Origin of the sequence: Listeria ivanovii subsp. ivanovii, assembly GCF_900187025.1 — a bacterium.
GTDB lineage: Bacteria > Bacillota > Bacilli > Lactobacillales > Listeriaceae > Listeria > Listeria ivanovii.
The window spans coordinates 750,819-767,457 of record NZ_LT906478.1 but is presented as its reverse complement, the minus strand read 5'-3'; the positions used below and the strand labels follow the sequence as shown (position 1 = coordinate 767,457).

General features: G+C 36.5%; 11 protein-coding genes. 6 read left to right on the top strand and 5 right to left on the bottom strand.

Going from position 1 to position 16,639, the window contains the following annotated elements; genetic code table 11:
- Positions 1-238: 238 nt before the first annotated feature.
- The 4 genes from CKV67_RS03725 (at position 239) to CKV67_RS03710 (ending at position 3,335) form a co-directional block, all read left to right on the top strand.
- Complete coding sequence (locus tag CKV67_RS03725) at positions 239-769, top strand: YceI family protein (RefSeq protein ID WP_014092228.1); 531 nt, start codon at positions 239-241, stop codon at positions 767-769.
- A 106-nt stretch (positions 770-875) separates the two neighbouring features.
- Positions 876-1,802, top strand: coding sequence for an EamA family transporter RarD (rarD, locus tag CKV67_RS03720; RefSeq protein ID WP_014092227.1), 927 nt, complete (start codon positions 876-878; stop codon positions 1,800-1,802).
- Positions 1,803-1,891: 89 nt separating this feature from the next.
- On the top strand, positions 1,892-2,533 hold the full coding sequence (locus CKV67_RS03715; RefSeq protein WP_014092226.1) for an NAD(P)-dependent oxidoreductase: 642 nt from the start codon (positions 1,892-1,894) through the stop codon (positions 2,531-2,533).
- Between the two features lie 100 nt (positions 2,534-2,633).
- Positions 2,634-3,335, top strand: coding sequence for a DUF554 domain-containing protein (locus CKV67_RS03710; RefSeq protein ID WP_014092225.1), 702 nt, complete (start codon positions 2,634-2,636; stop codon positions 3,333-3,335).
- A 128-nt stretch (positions 3,336-3,463) separates the two neighbouring features.
- On the opposite strand, the gene CKV67_RS03705 is transcribed toward CKV67_RS03710, so the two are convergent.
- On the bottom strand, positions 3,464-5,110 hold the full coding sequence (locus tag CKV67_RS03705) for an alpha/beta hydrolase (RefSeq protein WP_014092224.1): 1,647 nt from the start codon (positions 5,108-5,110) through the stop codon (positions 3,464-3,466).
- Between the two features lie 151 nt (positions 5,111-5,261).
- Positions 5,262-5,915, bottom strand: a complete 654-nt coding sequence (locus CKV67_RS03700) for a DUF5105 domain-containing protein (protein ID WP_014092223.1) — start codon at positions 5,913-5,915, stop codon at positions 5,262-5,264.
- A gap of 119 nt (positions 5,916-6,034) precedes the next feature.
- Here CKV67_RS03700 and ybaK point away from each other — a divergent pair, with 119 nt between their 5' ends.
- Complete coding sequence (ybaK, locus tag CKV67_RS03695) at positions 6,035-6,508, top strand: Cys-tRNA(Pro) deacylase (RefSeq protein ID WP_014092222.1); 474 nt, start codon at positions 6,035-6,037, stop codon at positions 6,506-6,508.
- 41 nt (positions 6,509-6,549) lie between these two features.
- Here ybaK and CKV67_RS03690 read toward each other — a convergent pair whose 3' ends face one another.
- The 3 genes from CKV67_RS03690 to CKV67_RS03680 all read right to left on the bottom strand — a co-directional run bounded on the left by CKV67_RS03690 (position 6,550) and on the right by CKV67_RS03680 (position 13,445).
- Positions 6,550-10,980, bottom strand: coding sequence for a 2-hydroxyacyl-CoA dehydratase (locus CKV67_RS03690; protein WP_014092221.1), 4,431 nt, complete (start codon positions 10,978-10,980; stop codon positions 6,550-6,552).
- A gap of 260 nt (positions 10,981-11,240) precedes the next feature.
- Positions 11,241-12,617: an amino acid permease gene (locus tag CKV67_RS03685; RefSeq protein WP_025279799.1), complete on the bottom strand. Its 1,377-nt coding sequence runs from the start codon at positions 12,615-12,617 to the stop codon at positions 11,241-11,243.
- A gap of 192 nt (positions 12,618-12,809) precedes the next feature.
- Positions 12,810-13,445 carry an FMN-dependent NADH-azoreductase gene (locus CKV67_RS03680; RefSeq protein WP_014092219.1) on the bottom strand — a complete coding sequence of 212 codons (636 nt, stop codon included), beginning with the start codon at positions 13,443-13,445 and terminating at the stop codon, positions 12,810-12,812.
- Positions 13,446-13,638: 193 nt separating this feature from the next.
- Between CKV67_RS03680 and CKV67_RS03675 the strand changes: the two genes are divergently transcribed.
- The gene (locus CKV67_RS03675; RefSeq protein WP_014092218.1) at positions 13,639-16,455 is read left to right on the top strand and encodes a sigma-54-dependent transcriptional regulator; all 2,817 of its coding nucleotides are present in this window, start codon (positions 13,639-13,641) and stop codon (positions 16,453-16,455) included.
- The last annotated feature ends 184 nt before the right edge of the window (positions 16,456-16,639 follow it).

Sequence of the window (16,639 nt, the reverse complement as noted above, 5' to 3'; positions counted from 1 at the left end):
CCTATTCTACGCACTTTAGGAAGAAAACTCAATCATATTTACAAAAAAAATACAAAACTTATTACAAATTTATAGTTGCTTATTAAAAGTAAGTGTGGTATAGTTTATTTATTAACAGTTAAGCAATACACTTTTTCTTATTCGTAAAAGTATTTTTCACTAGGTTTAATCTCAACCCAAATAGGTTAGATTATAAGAGAATGCTTTTATAAAAAAACATATTTGGAGGAATGAAAAAATGACAGTAGAAAAATGGAACGTAGACCCAGCGCATAGTTCAATCGAATTTCAAGTAAAACACATGATGGTATCAAAATTGAAAGGGGTATTTGCTAACTTTTCTGCAGATATCGAAATGGACCCAGAAGATTTAACAACAGCTAAAATAAACTTCTCCGTTGATGCCGCTTCCGTAGACACTCGCCAAGCTCAACGCGACGGACATTTGAAAAGTGAAGAATTCTTTCATGTAGAAAAATATCCACATGTCACATTTACGGCAACAAAAATTACGCCAGATGGTGATGACGAGTATGTTGTTACTGGAGACCTAACTATTCGTGAAGTAACCAAACCAATAACATTAGAAGTTAGCTATGAAGGAACTGGAAAAGATCCTAACACTGGTAACATGGTGGCTGGTTTTGAAGCTAAAGGTAAATTCAATCGTAAAGACTTTGGCTTGAACTATAATGCAGCACTGGAAACTGGTGGCGTATTAATCGGCGATGAAGTTAAATTAAACATCCAAATTGAAGCAAGCAAATAATTCACTAAAAATACGAATAGCTAACCCTATTCGTATTTTTATATAGCTTTCTAACCCCTTTTACGCTAAAATAGTTTTATTGCTTAAAAAGGGGGCTAACATCACTATGGAAAATAAACAAAATGGACAACTAGGCGGAATTATGGCTGGCGCTCTTGCTTATGTGTTTTGGGGAGTACTTCCAATATACTGGAAGTTAGTAACAGATGTGCCTCCAATGGAAATTTTGGCCTATAGAATTATATGGTCTTTTGTTTTTATGTTATTTTTGATTGTCTGTTTACGGAAAGCATCGATGGTTTTTGAGGAAACAAAAGCAATTCTTTTGAAACCTAAAACACTCATCGCAATTATTACAGCAGCCTTTTTAGTAACAGTAAATTGGTATTTATTCATTTATACAGTTAATAGCGGGCATGTAACAGAAGCAAGTCTAGGTTATTACATCAATCCACTTGTAAACGTTCTGCTTGCAATGGTTATTTTAAAAGAACGATTGAGTCGTGGCGAAGTTATTGCGGTAATTTCTGCTACTATCGGCGTATTGATTTTAACTTGGCATCTCGGGTCTGTCCCGTGGGCGGCAATTGGTATGGCTGTTTCTTTCTCTCTTTATGGCTTAATTAAAAAACTTGTTCCGGTATCAGTTTGGACAGGTTTAACGCTTGAGACGTTGATTATTACACCTTTTGCACTTATTTATGTTTTCTTTTTCGCCACGAACGGGTTGATGCAGTATCCAGCAAGCACAAACATTATATTAGTTGGTGCGGGAATTGTTACAGCCATACCACTACTTCTTTTCGCAACGGCTGCAAAAAAAATCAGCTACACGATGGTCGGCTTCTTGCAGTATATCGGACCAACTTTAATGCTTGCAATCGGGGTCTTGCTTTTCAAAGAAAGTTTTGACCATATCCAATTATTTGCCTTCATTTTCATATGGTTAGCATTAATTATTTTCACGATTTCTCATATCTACTCAGCAGCCAAAATCCGACAATTAGCTGCTGCTGCAAAAGAACAATCTTAAAAATAAATGTTTTCGAGTCCCCTCTTTCGGGAATAATTCTTCTATCAAGCGAGAATCTATTCCACAAAAATGAATAGGGGGCTTTTTTCATGAAAATAGGTATAATTGGTGCTACAGGCCGAGCAGGTTCGAGAATTTTAGAAGAAGCTAAAAGTCACGGCCATGAGGTAACGGCAATTGTGAGGAATGCGGGGAAAATAACGCAAACACATAAAGATATCAATATTTTGCAAAAAGATATATTTGATTTAACGCTTTCTGATGTATCTGACTTAAATGTCGTTATCGATGCTTATGGTACGAGTCCAGAAGAAGCTGATAAACACGTCGCGTCACTTAAACATCTAATGAAAATTTTAAATGGGACAGTCTCACCTAGGCTAATTGTTGTAGGTGGTGCAGCTAGCCTTGAAGTTGATGAAAATGGAAACACATTGCTGGAGTCTAAAGGTCTAAAAGATGCTCCGTATTACCCAACTGCCAAAGCACAAGCAGAACAATTAACACATTTAAAAGAAAACGAGTCGCATTTCAGCTGGACATATATAAGTCCTCCTGCAATGTTTGAACCAGGTGAACGAACGGGCAGCTATCAATCCGGAAAAAACCACCTGTTATTCGATAGCGAGGGTAACAGCTTTATCAGCATGGAAGATTTCGCAATTGCGATTTTGGATGAAATTGAACGACCAAATCATTTAAACGAACGCTTTACAGTAGCTGGTAAATAAAATTTTCGTCGAAGGGACAAAATAGTTCCTTCGATTTTTTTGTGCCAATTCCGAGTGAGTTACTGTATAATAAAGTTATTGATTAAAAGGGAGGAATAAAATGGTTTTACTTGGTGCGCTAGTTAATGGACTTGGAATTTTGATTGGTTCCGTAATTGGCATGAAATTACATAATATCCCTGAGCGTATAAAAGACACCGTAATGAAGGGCATGGGTTTATCCGTTATTGTTCTCGGAATTCAAATGGCTTTTAAAACGAGCAACTCGCTTATTGTTATTTTAAGTATTTGTTTTGGTGCAGTTATAGGGGAACTGCTTAATATAGACTATCACCTTAATCAGCTTGGTCACTGGATTGAGCGAAAAGTTGGTGCAACTGGAAAAAGTAATATCGCTAAAGGATTCGTAACATCAACACTTATTTTTGTTATTGGTGCGATGGGAATCATTGGTGCACTCGATAGTGGCATTCGTGGTAATCATGACGTACTTTTCACCAAATCCGTTATGGATGGTTTTATTGCCCTACTGCTTAGTACGACTCTTGGCTGGGGCGTTATGCTTTCTGCCATTCCAGTATTTCTTTTTGAAGGGATTATCGCCCTCTTTGCCACCCAGATTGATAAATTTGTTCCCGCCGAATTAATGGGACTTATCATTAATGAAATAACAGCAACTGGTGGTGTTATGATTTTAGCCATTGGTCTTAATTTGCTTGGCTTAACTAAAATTCGGGTAGCAAATTTAGTTCCTGGGATTCTAGTCGCAGCACTTATTGTCGCTGGACTTTATTATTTTTAAAAATAATAAACATATCGATTGAACTTACTATTGTTAAACAAAATAAAAAAGCATCCCTTATTAAATTCAATTAAAAATGAATTTAATTATAGAATGCTTTTTTATTAATGTTTTTTTACGTTACCTTTTTATTCTAGAATAATATCTCGCAACATTATGGAGCCTTGGTCTCTTTGATCAAAAGAAAAAGAAATACTCGCTATTTTTTCTTTATTAATTCCTTTAATTAAGTCTATTGGAATTCTTAAATCTGTTAATGGTGTATGTCCTAGCCAAAATTTATCTCCGCTGAATTCATATTCAACACCATTGATATAGTTTAATGCAGGTGTCTTATTATCAAGTAATATCTTTGCTTGTTTACCTTGACTGTCTTTAAAAATAACGGTCATTGCTTGATTTTTTTCTTGATTTATTTTATTTGTGCTATCTTGTGCGATGGAAAAACTAACTGTCGAAAAATCGCTAAATTTACTATCTTTAACTTGAATAGTTGCTTCACCATTCTTTTTAGACCACTGCAAATTCAAAAGATTTAAGTTAGGTCCATTTGTATTAAAGTCGGTTTCAATCGGATGTTTAAAGTAGCCTGCTGTATTATCTTTTTCATTCACAGATTCTACAACATAGTTTGCTTTGGCATCCGTTGTTGCCGCTTTTGTTTTATCATCTGCTGAAAAAATTGTTTTCGTATTTGGTACATACATGGAACTCATCACTTTAACGCCATACATAGTTTGAGGGGCGATATCTTTTGCATTAAAATTATTTGTTGCTTTCGTTTTATTGTGAATAATTGCTAAGAATTCCGTTGCGTAGTTAGTTAAAAATGTCTCGTGTCCTTTTCGATTTAGCATATTTTTTTCTAATATATGATCTGTTGGCATGTTTGGTGTAAAACTTAAATCTAATTTACGACTGAAGTAATAATGGTTGGCCCCTCGTAAAAAAACATTATTAGCAAATGATTTGCGGGTTTTACTTGCTTTTATTTCATCATAGGAGACTTGCCCTTCCAGATTAGGTACATCTGCATCATATTCAGCTATAATAAAACCGTGCGGAACATCTGTATAAGGCGCATCTTTTAAGTTTTTGGAAGGAACAAGTGAAATCATACCTTTTATCGAGTTATCCCCTGCATTTTTCAAGTTAGTGGCAAGAAAATCAATTACTTGACCGCCTCGTGAGTGTCCAAGCAGTGTTACATCTGATAGATTAATTTTATTCGTTAAATCTGTTTTAAAAGCAGCGGACTCACCATTAACTGCTTTGGTTAAACCATTAATATGTTCTTTATATATTGTTATTAGCCGCTCAAAACCTTCTGAAAGCCCGTAATCTTTTACATCCGTCCGCTCATAATGTTCCGGATTGACATCAATAGAAATAACAGCATACCCTTGTTTAGATAAATTTTGTGCTAAATAAGTGAAGCCTTTATAAAAGTTTTCTTCTTCTGTTATATTTTCAATATCAGAAACAGCATGGCGTCCGTGTAGAATAACTACTAGTGGGGCATTCTTTTTATCTTTTGGAAAAGTTAAAACACCTTGTTTTTGGTAAGGCAAGTCCACTTTACCTGTTTTTTTAAAAACACCTTTTCCTAGGTTATACTCTACCGTTTCAATAGGTACATCAGTCTTTAATTTATACTGTTGTTTTGTTGTTGGCAAGGTAGTGACTTTATTTTTTCCACTTATAACAATAACAATGGCAATAGCGACAATGGCAATAAGAAAGCAAAGCAGTAAAATCGTTTTTTTGTTCTTCATATAGGCTCTCCTTTTATTTCAAATACATTTCTTATATTACAATAATAATACAAAGTTTCCAATAAAGATAGTCCTAAAATACATTTTTTAAATTTAATTTTTTCCAATAAAAAACCAACAACCCGAAAGTTGTTAGTTTAGTTTATTATTTTTACATGCCACCCATAAAGAATGCTGTAGTCAGCTCTTGCATGAAGGCCATATCGTTCTCCATTTTCCAAAGAGAATCATCTTTTGAATCTACTGTTAATTTAAGATTTACATTTTTTGTTTCAGATACTGCGTCCGCATTTTGTACTGCTTTTGTGTAGATTTCCATTGTTTTTTTCGCCATTTTTTCATCGTCTGTAGCGATTGATGGGTCAGCTGTTACTGCTTTTGTTAGTTCTTCTGTTAATTTTGTTTGAATGCTTTTCATGTCTAGCCCTTTTACTGCAAATTGAATTTCTGGACTTTCTTTGTCGTCATTTGTTACTTTAGTAGTGTAAGAAGTTTTTTCGTTTACTTGCTTGCGTAGTGCATTGTAGAATTCATCTACTTCTTTGTCTAAGTTAACATCACTAGAAAAGCTAGCGCTGAAAGTACTAATGAAGCTTTCTTTAAAACCTTTTTCGAATTCTTTTTCAAAAGCAGTACCGTCTTCACCGTAAACATCTTTCATTTTGTCAGTATCTTTATTGTAAACAATAGAGTTTACAGTAATTTCGCCTGCTTTTTTTGGTTCAACTCGTGATGCTCCACCACAAGCTGATAATACTAACATTAGTGAAAGCATTAATACCATGCTTAATAATCCTTTTTTCATTTGTAATCTCCCTCTCTTTTTAATACCTTCACATTGTACCCAAACTTTTTAAAAAAAACAACAATTATAGGTAAATTGTCATAAAATGTACATATATATACTGAATTCGAGGTGACGAAATGAATAAAACGAATGTGTGTCGAAAGCTTGAACAACAAAAAATCTCTTATGAGCTCCTTGAGTATACATGGAACGAGGATTCGCTAGATGCTATCCATGTTGCGCTAGAAACTGGGGATTCTCCATCTCATATTTTTAAAACTATTGTCCTAAAGGGGGATAAAACCGGAAATATTGTTGCGTGTATTCCTGCTGATAAATCTATTGATTTAAAAAGGATTGCTAAAATTAGTGGTAATAAAAGGTGTGAATTAGTCCCAGTTAGTACACTTGAAAAATTAACTGGCTATGTTCGAGGCGGTTGTTCTCCGATTGGAATGAAGAAACTGTTTCCAACTTTTATTGATAGCAGTGCCGAATCAATCGAGAAAATACTCATATCTGCTGGAAAAAGAGGGCTGCAAATCCTTATTGCACCAATGGATTTAAAACAAGTTGTTCGTGGTACGTTAGCCGCTATTACTGAAAACTAAAAAAGGCTGTAAGCAATATTGTTTGCTTGCAGCCTTTTAATTTAGTCGTTATCTGTTTGAACATGTTCTTTACTTGCGGAAGCGACATGTTTTACTTTCTTAGCAATTGCGCCCACTGGATCCGCTTCTCTAGCCTGTTTGACTTTATTGCCAATCATTTCAACTGGGGCACTCTCTCTAACTTGTTTTGCTTTGCCAAGAATTTTTTCTCTTGGGTTAAATCTTGTATTTGTTTCTTTTTCAGTAACTACTTCGGCTCCTTCTAGTTGTTTTCTTGCAATCGACAGCATTAGTTTAATTCGGTTTAATTGGTTAACTGAACTAGAGCCTGCATCGTAGTCTATTGACATGATATTTGCTTCTGGGTACATTTTTTTCAAGCCTTTAATCATTCCACGACCGGTGATGTGGTTTGGCAAACAAGCAAATGGTTGTAAACAAGCGATATTCGGCACATTGCTATCTAGTAACTCAAACATTTCTCCTGTTAAGAACCAACCTTCACCCATTTTATTTCCAAGCGACAGTAATTGGCTTGCTTTCTCAGCAATAGATTCAATGCTTGCTGGAGCTTCAAAACGCGCACTTTTCTTCAGTGCATCTGTGACTGGTTTCCGGAATTGATTAATTAACGGGATTGCCACACTTTGTTTTGCGAAAGATTTTACTTTCGAACGGCCAAATGTATTTGCAGCAAAATGGTCATCGTAACAGCAATATAAGATAAAGTCAGTCAAATCAGGCACAACCGCTTCCCCGCCCTCTTCTTCAATAACATCCACAATATCATTATTTGCGCCGGGATGGAATTTTACAAGTATTTCCCCAACTACCCCTACTCGTGGTTTCACTTCGTTCGTTATTGGTAGCTGATCGAAAGCTTGCACCATTTCATTTGCGAGTTTTTTGTATGCAGATAGCGAATAATTCTCCATTAAATCGCGGCCAGCATCCAAATATTTACGAAAAAGTTTATTCGCACTTCCTTTTTCTACTTCATAAGGTCTTGTCCGATAAAGCATCCGATCAAGTCCATCCCCTAAGCTAATTCCTGCTAAGAGCCGAACAAGTATTTTTGGTGTTAATTTAAATCCTGGCTGTTTTTCTAGCCCATTTGCATTGAGAGAAATGACTGGGATGTGATCAATTCCTGCTTCACCTAACGCTTTTTTCAGCATCGAGATGTAGTTGGTTGCCCGACATCCCCCACCTGTTTGCGTCATTAAAACAGCTAAATTATTCAAATCATAATCACCATGTTTTAGAGCATCCATCATTTGCCCAATCGTCAAAATGGCTGGGTAACACGCATCATTATTTACATATCGTAAACCTTCATCTACTGCACGAGGCGTAACGGCTGGAAGCACTTCTAAATTATAGCCACCTACTTTAAAAGCAGCTTCTAACATTTCAAAATGAGTCGGCGCTAACTGCGGCGCTAAAATTGTATAAGTTTTCTTCATTTCTTTTGTAAACATAACGCGCTCTTTTGGTTTTTTCATCCTAATCGGTTTCACATTGTTTTTTTCGCGCTCTTCCATCGCCGCTTTCAAGGACCGTACACGAATTCTTGCAGCGCCGAGGTTATTGATTTCATCGATTTTAAGTAATGTATACACTTTATTATGACCTTCGATGATTTCTTGACACATATCTGTTGTAATCGCATCAAGTCCGCAACCAAATGAAGTCAATTGGACAAACTCTAAATCTTCACTTTTGGCAGTAAAGCTAGCAGCACGATAAAGTCTTGCATGGTATTTCCACTGATTTTCGACGCGGAGTTTATGATCTATTTCGCCGAGATGAGAAATGGAATCTTCGGTTAGTACGGCCATTCCGTTCATTGTAATCAATTCCGGAATTCCGTGATTTACTTCAGGGTCAATGTGATAAGGGTGTCCCGCAAGAACGATTCCTTTGATTTTGTTTTTCTTAATGTAAGTAAGTGCTGCTTCTCCCTCTTCTTGGATGTCTTTACGACAAAGTGCTGCTTCTTCAAGTCCTGCTTTCACTGCCTCTTCCATATCTGCAACAGGTACTTCTGGGAAGGCTAAACTCATTTGACTGATTAGTGCTTTTTCATTATCTAATGTTAAAAATGGGCTAATCATTGGAATATTTTTCTCTTCTAGCGCATCAACATTGACACGGATAACTTCTGGATAACCAGCAACAACTGGGCAATTAAAGTTATTCGTTGCTTCACCAAATTCTGGTTTTTCATACACAACTGATGGATAGAAAATTCGGTCGGCTTTTTTCTTAATCAAATCCATAATATGGCCGTGTGTTAATTTGGCTGGGAAACAAACTGCTTCTGATGCAATCGTTTCAATTCCCTTATCATATAGATTTTTAGATGATTTAGAAGAAAGGACCACTCGAAATCCTAAATTCGTCAAAATGGTGTGCCATAGTGGATAATTTTCAAACACATTAAGTGCACGTGGAATTCCAATCGTACCACGAGTAGCTTCGGACCTTTTTAGGGATTTATAATCAAAAGTTCGTTTTAATTTATAAGCATACAAATTCGGTAAAACGTTACGCGTTTTTTCGACACGTTCACCGCGTTCACAGCGATTTCCACTAACGAACATCCGGTCATCACCAAATCTAGTTACCGTAAGTTGGCATGTATTACTACAAAGGTTACAGCGCGATTGTGAAGTTTCTGCGCTAAATTCACGTAATTTTTCAAGTACGAGCATCTCGGTTACTTCGCCTGTTTCATAGTGTTCCCGGGCAATTAGTGCCGCCCCGTATGCTCCCATCATTCCAGCGATATCTGGTCGAATGACTTCTCGTCCAGTCAAAAGTTCAAAAGCTCGGAGGACAGATTCATTATAAAATGTTCCGCCTTGCACGATTACTTTTTCACCAATATCTTTTGGACTACGGAGTTTAATTACTTTTTGCAAGGCATTTTTTACAACGGAATAAGCAAGGCCAGCGGATAAGTCTTCCATACTGACGCCTTCTTTTTGTACTTGTTTTACTTTTGAGTTCATGAAAACAGTACAACGAGAGCCAAGATCTACTGGTGCTTTTGCTTCCAGTGCACGGGCAGCAAATTCTTCAATCGACAAATTCAGCGTTTGTGCAAATGTTTCTAAGAATGAGCCACAGCCAGCAGAGCAAGCTTCATTGAGCATTAAGCTATCGAGTGCTCCTTTTTTGATTTTCATACACTTCATATCTTGTCCGCCAATATCTAAAATAAAATCTACATCCGGTAAAAATTCGCGTGCAGCTCGGTAATGAGCTACTGTTTCAATTTCACCAACGTCAATTTTCAGTGCGGCTTTAATGAGTGATTCGCCGTAACCGGTAATACCGGACTGTGCAACTCGTACCTTTTCTGGCAAAATTTCATATAAATCACTTGTTGCATCAATAACGGATTGAAGCGGATTCCCATTATTACTAGCATAAAAGGAATATAAAATTTCGTTTGATTGACTCATTAAAATAAGTTTCGTCGTGGTTGATCCTGCATCAATACCTAAATAAGCGTCGCCTTCATAGTCTTCCAACTTCGCCCGTTTCGCTTTCATTTTATTGTGACGTGCCCGAAAATTGTCTAAGTCTGTTTCATTTTCAAATAACGCAGGTAAAATTACTGTATCGGTTGCCATTGTTGTCATATCCATATTAGACAGACGATTAATCATGTCTTCTACTTTGGTTGGAACATCATTTAGGCCTGTAAAAGCAGTTCCAAGCGCAATAAAATATTCCGCATTTTGTGGAGCAATAATATCGCTTTCTTTCATTTTTAACGTTTCTGTAAAGCGATATCTTAGTTGATCAAGGAAAGTGAGTGGTCCTCCAAGAAATGCTACTTTACCGCGAATTGGACGTCCACAAGCAAGCCCACTAATCGTTTGCGTCACCACACTTTGGAAAATCGAAGCAGCAATATCTTCTTTTCTAGCCCCTTCATTTAATAATGGTTGTACGTCTGTTTTAGCAAATACACCACATCTTGAAGCAATTGGATAAATGGTATTGGCATTTTGTGCTAATTCATTTAAACCTGTTGGGTTTGTTTGAAGGAGCGTTGCGATTTGGTCGATAAAAGCTCCCGTACCACCAGCACAGGCATTATTCATTCGTTGCTCAATCCCGCCACTGAAATAAATAATCTTCGCGTCTTCACCGCCTAGCTCAATAACTACATCTGTTTCAGGAATAACTTGTTCAACGGCTTCTGTACATGCAATAACTTCTTGCACAAATGGTACGTTCAAAAATTTGGAAATCGCTAGTCCTGATGATCCGGTGATTTTGAATGTCATTTCTGTCATTCCACATTTTTTTTGCATGTCTTGCATAATTTCTAATGTTACTTTTTTAATGTCCGAATAATGTCTTCTGTATGTTTGAAATAAAATATCCCCCTGGTCGTTCAACGCTACGGCTTTCGCTGTGGTCGATCCAACGTCTAATCCTGCATGAATCATGTACCTCATCCCTTTCACTGCGCATTCATTATTATGTACAAGTGTTCACATATAAGTTACCAATTGTATACAACTTCACATGAATAATCATTCCGAAAATGAGTGAGTACTCACTCGAAATGCATAAGCACGGTAAAGCCTCTAAACACCTATCATTCTACACGATTTTCAATATTTGTAAAGAATTTTGCGGCAATTTTTGGGAATAAAAAAACGTTCATTTGCTAAAACTGCTTTCTTTAGCGAATGAACGTCTTTTACTAATTATGTCGAATTTTCGACTTTTTGTTGGAAGCTTTTAAAACTTGATATGCGAAAGCTAAAAGAAGGAACCACACCGGCGTTACAAAGAGCGCGATTCGTGTATCTGCTGCAAAACCAAGGATAATTAATAATCCTCCAAAGAAAATTAAACTAACCCAGTTCATAAATGGTGATAACGGCATTTTAAATTTACTTTTTGCGGCAATTTCTGGGTGCTTCTGGCGGAAACGTAAATGAGCTACTAGAATAACGCCCCAAACCCAGATAAAACAAATTGTCGCAATACTTGTAACTAAAATAAATACTTGCTCTGGTAAGAAATAGTTTAAAAATACACCAATAAGTAAGCAAGCTGTTGAAGTGATTAATGCTGTTGCTGGTACACCATTGGAGCTTAAATGATGCATCTTTTTCGGTGCTTTTCCTTCTGCCGAGAGTGTATAAAGCATCCGACTCGTGCTGAAAATCCCGCTGTTACAAGAAGACATTGCTGCTGTTAATACAACAAAGTTTATAATTCCAGCAGCTGCCGGAATTCCAATCATCGTAAATACGCTAACAAATGGGCTTGTATTAGGGTCAATATTACTCCACGGATAAATCGACATCAGAACCAGTAATGCGCCAATATAGAAAATCAAAATCCGAATCGGAATATTATTAATCGCTTTTGGAAGTGTACGGTCTGGATCATCTGCTTCTCCAGCAGTTACCCCTACAAGTTCAATACCAACAAAAGAAAAAGTTGCCATTTGAAATGCAAGTAAAAATCCAGCTATTCCATTTGGAAAAAAACCACCATAATCCACTAAGTTAGCAAACGATGCGGTGCTTGTTCCATGCTTATAGCCCATGAAGACTAGCACAAAACCGATAACAATTAGTGCAATAATAACTACTACCTTAATAATAGCAAACCAAAATTCAATTTCCCCAAAAGCTTTTACGGTGGCTAAATTAAATAGAAGTAAATTTAATACACATGCTAGCGCAGGTATCCACTGTGGTAAATCTGGTACCCAGAATTTGACGTACATCCCAACTGCAGTTATTTCGGCAATACCTGTAACAATCCAACAGAACCAATATGTCCAGCCAGTAATAAAACCAGCCCACGGACCAATGTACTGTTCTGCAAATTCTGTAAAAGACCCTGTTGTCGGATTATGTATTAATAATTCACCCAAAGCTCTCATTACAAAGAATAAGATAGCCCCGATAATTAAGTAAACTAACATGATGGATGGACCAGCTAAGTGAATCGACTTTCCGGCTCCTAGAAAAAGCCCTGTTCCAATTGCTCCTCCTATTGCAATCAACTGAATATGTCTATTTTTCAGCCCTCGTTGCAATTCTTCTTTCTGCTCTGCCATCTTAATTCATCCCTTTCGAGTCATTAAACAGGATAAAGTACCGAGAAAATCAGCACTTTATCCATGAATTCTACTTCTCTACTTTACCAATTTCTAAAGGGATTAGCAATCTTTTTCTATGTGTATATTGGACTAGACAGTTGATAATACTAACTTAATATTTCAGCCGGTTAATAATTTTTCACAAAGTTTTTAAAATCCAGCAGCACTTTCACGCGCTACCGCTTTAGCATTCGCAATGATTTCCGCTTCCTTACTTGGATTGTGATCAATTCCTTCTACAAAAATAGTTGGAGCCACTTCAATACCGATAAATTGTAAAATAGTTCTTAAATATGGTTCTCCGTGAGTGAATGCACTTGTTTGCCCAGCTGAATAGATACCACCGCTACCATGAATCAAAATCGCTTTTTTATCTTTCAGCAAAGCTTCTGGACCATGCTCTGTATAACGGAATGATTTACCCGCAATAACAAATGTATCCACGTATGCTTTTAAAAGTGGCGGAATTCCTAGATTCCAAAGCGGGAATACAAAAACATATTTGTCAGCTGCAAGGAACTGGTCTGTTAGCGCATTATACGCATTTAATCTTTTTTGTACTTCTGGAGCTAAATCTGTAAACGCTTTTCCAGCTTGTAACTCTCTGCCAGCAGTCATTAACTCTAAATCAAGTAATGGGACTTCCGTATTATATAACACTAATTCTTCTACTGTATCAGACGGATTTTTCGCTTTGTATTCCTCCATGAATGTTTCCGCTACTTGAGAACTTCTTGATACTTCATTTGGAAGTGGTGATGCTTTAATAAAAAGTACTTTTGACAATATGAACACCTCATTCGTTTTATTTGTTACTTCTATTATAGTAGTACTATCAAGTGTACTAGTCAATTTGTTTTTTATTCAATAATCATTGACTTTTTCACTAGGCATGCTAAACTAAATACAGAATTTAAGAGTGTATTAATTCGTTCTAATACACTAAACGTTTTCGGATACACTAAATGGAGGTATTATAATGAAGCGTATTGATCGCATTTATGAATTTATTTTAGAAAATCCCTCTACCATGACGATTCGCGAACAACTTGAGAATAATGAAGGATTTACCGCATCCCGTATTTCAGAAACTTTAGACATTCTAAGAAATAATGTCAGCATGGAATTAAATGAACTTCACAGACAAGGAAAAATTATCAAAATCGTTGGCCGACCAGTGCTTTATTTTCCCAGAAAAGCTGTTGAAGAAGAAATTGGACGAATACTTGCAGATACTGAACTTGAATTTGAAAGTTGCGAGGCTCTTTTAAAATTACTTAAACCCAAAATCGCGGAAAGAAGCCCTTTTGATGATTTAATTGGAGCAAATGATAGTCTGAAAACACCTGTCGAACAAGCCAAAGCTGCTGTACTTTATCCACCAAACGGACTACATACGATGATTCTTGGGCAAACAGGTGTCGGTAAAACGCTCTTTGCCAATTTAATGTATCGTTTTTCGCAACATGCTAAGCGGTTACCTACTGATGCGCCGTTTATTATTTTCAATTGTGCCGATTACTATAATAATCCACAACTTCTGATGTCCCATATTTTCGGTCATGTTAAAGGTGCTTTCACTGGCGCCGAAAATGACAAAGGTGGTCTTGTTGAAAAGGCAGATGGCGGTATCTTGTTCTTGGATGAAATTCATCGTCTACCTCCTGAAGGTCAAGAAATGATTTTCTACTTAATGGACTCTGGGACTTACAATAAACTTGGCGAGACGGACCGGACGCGAACCTCAAACGTGCTTATCATTGGTGCAACAACAGAAAATCCAGAATCTTCCCTATTAAAAACATTTATGCGCCGAATTCCAATTATTATTACGTTACCAAGTTTGGAAGAACGAACTGCTTTTGAACGTGTCGAGCTACTTAAATACTTACTGTCTAGTGAAGCTCATCGTGTCAATAAACCGATTAGGATTGAAGATGAAGCCGCAAAAGCTTTACTTGGCAACACCACTTACGGAAATATTGGTCAATTAAAATCTAATATTCAACTTGTTTGTGCTCAAGGATTCTTGAATAGTTTTGATAAAGATGATGAAATTTTGATTGATTTTAAAACTTTACCAATCAACATTAAAGATGGATTCTTCCACTTTAGTAATCGCCGAAAAGAACTTCAAGCTATCGCCGAGTACTTAGAACCCTATACAACCATTTTTCCAGAACTTAATAATACTTTGATTACCTCCGATGAATATGAGCCTAACTTTAACTTATATAAAATCATTGAAGATAAAGCATCTATACTAATGGATCAAGGTGTGGAAGATGACGATATTAAAAAATTCATCAAAATGGATATTGATATTCACCTTAATAGTTTTTATAATAAATTTAAAAACACCATTCACAACCGAGAAAATATTTTAAAAATTGTCAATGAAGAAATCCTTAATTTTGCAGAAGGCGTGGAGCAGAGAATTGAACATCAACTTGGTAAAAAGCTGAATGAACGCTTCCTGCTGGCTTTTAGTCTCCATTTGACGTCCTTTATTAAACGAATTGAAAGCAATAAGCCACTCAAATATACGAATATCGAAAATGTGGTCAATGATCAACCCGAAGCATACGAACTCTCGCGCGAAATTAAAGATGACATCGAAGCAACTTTTCACATTCGCGTCCCTAATATGGAAGTTATGTATTTAACCTTACTCATTAGTTCGCTTTTAAAAGATCAAGAAAATGCGCGTGTTGCTGTACTTGTAGCAACTCATGGAAATAATACTGCGAGTAGCATGGTCAGTGTAGCAAAAAAACTTCTAGGTGAAGGTCTAGTAGAAGGAATTGATATGCCACTAGATCAAAGTCCAAAAATTGTCCTTGATAAATTAACGGAACGTGCCCGGGAGATGGATATGGGGCGTGGTCTCCTGCTTTTAGTTGACATGGGGTCGCTTACAAGTTTTGCACCAGTGATTTCCGAACGTACAGGGATTTCGGTTCGTTCGATTGATATGGTTTCTACAGCGACAGTCATTGAAGCGGTTCGAAAATCCAATATTTTGGACATGGAGCTAGATAGTATTTATGACTCTTTGAAAGACTTCCGAGGATACGGAGGCTATACTTCCGAAGATGATTCACTTGATTCTAGTCAAAAACCACATGCTATCGTTACTATTTGTGCTACTGGTGAAGGAACAGCCGAAAAACTCCAACTTTTCATCGAAAACATTTTAGACACCATTACAACGGATGCAATTAAAGTCATCCCAATTGGCCTACACGAAATGGATACCCGACTTGAGCAGTTACAAGAAGAGAACGACATTATTATGGCTGTTGGTATTCAAGATCCAAAAATCCAAATCCCTTTCATCCCACTTGAACGACTATTTGGAAATGACGGTGAAGAGCAATTAGTTAGTCTTGTAAAACAACGCAACATCATCGTAAAAACAGGCGAAACTGGCCGAATTGCTAAAGAGATTATTGAGGAAAGCTTAAACGAATTTTTAACCTACTTGAATCCAAAAAAAACCATCGATATCTTAAGTTCCTTTGCAAATGTGCTGGAGAAAAAACTTGGCTATGAACTCGATAATACCTTTAAAATCAACTTACTTATTCACGTTGGTTGCGCACTCGAACGGATGGTTTTAAATGATGGTCTGACTTATCATGAGCAAAAAACGATGACCAACACCCTTGTTTTCAAGGCACTTGAGGAAACTAACAAAGAAGTTATTTATAAGATGAATTTAAAACTAACCAATGACGAATTATGCTATTTGTATGATATTTTAAATGAAATCCAGCCAGAAGTAATTGTATAATCCTTTTCATACGAGTTAAGACACCTGTTGAATTTTCTATCAATAGTTGTCTTAGCTCTTTTTTTCATTAATAATGTACAAATGGCTATTATGAAGTTTTCTAGCTAGTTTTTTAGGGTAAGGTTGTATGTATGTCTGAAAAAGAGTTTTATAGTGTATTAAGGTAATTTTATAGCGTATCATG

Bases quoted from the DNA above. Each gene is read 5' to 3' on its own strand.
- CKV67_RS03725 (WP_014092228.1), top strand. From the start codon at position 239: ATGACAGTAGAAAAATGGAACGTAGACCCAGCGCATAGTTCAATCGAA.
- rarD (WP_014092227.1), top strand. From the start codon at position 876: ATGGAAAATAAACAAAATGGACAACTAGGCGGAATTATGGCTGGCGCT.
- CKV67_RS03715 (WP_014092226.1), top strand. From the start codon at position 1,892: ATGAAAATAGGTATAATTGGTGCTACAGGCCGAGCAGGTTCGAGAATT.
- CKV67_RS03710 (WP_014092225.1), top strand. From the start codon at position 2,634: ATGGTTTTACTTGGTGCGCTAGTTAATGGACTTGGAATTTTGATTGGT.
- CKV67_RS03705 (WP_014092224.1), bottom strand. From the start codon at position 5,110: ATGAAGAACAAAAAAACGATTTTACTGCTTTGCTTTCTTATTGCCATT.
- CKV67_RS03700 (WP_014092223.1), bottom strand. From the start codon at position 5,915: ATGAAAAAAGGATTATTAAGCATGGTATTAATGCTTTCACTAATGTTA.
- ybaK (WP_014092222.1), top strand. From the start codon at position 6,035: ATGAATAAAACGAATGTGTGTCGAAAGCTTGAACAACAAAAAATCTCT.
- CKV67_RS03690 (WP_014092221.1), bottom strand. From the start codon at position 10,980: ATGATTCATGCAGGATTAGACGTTGGATCGACCACAGCGAAAGCCGTA.
- CKV67_RS03685 (WP_025279799.1), bottom strand. From the start codon at position 12,617: ATGGCAGAGCAGAAAGAAGAATTGCAACGAGGGCTGAAAAATAGACAT.
- CKV67_RS03675 (WP_014092218.1), top strand. From the start codon at position 13,639: ATGAAGCGTATTGATCGCATTTATGAATTTATTTTAGAAAATCCCTCT.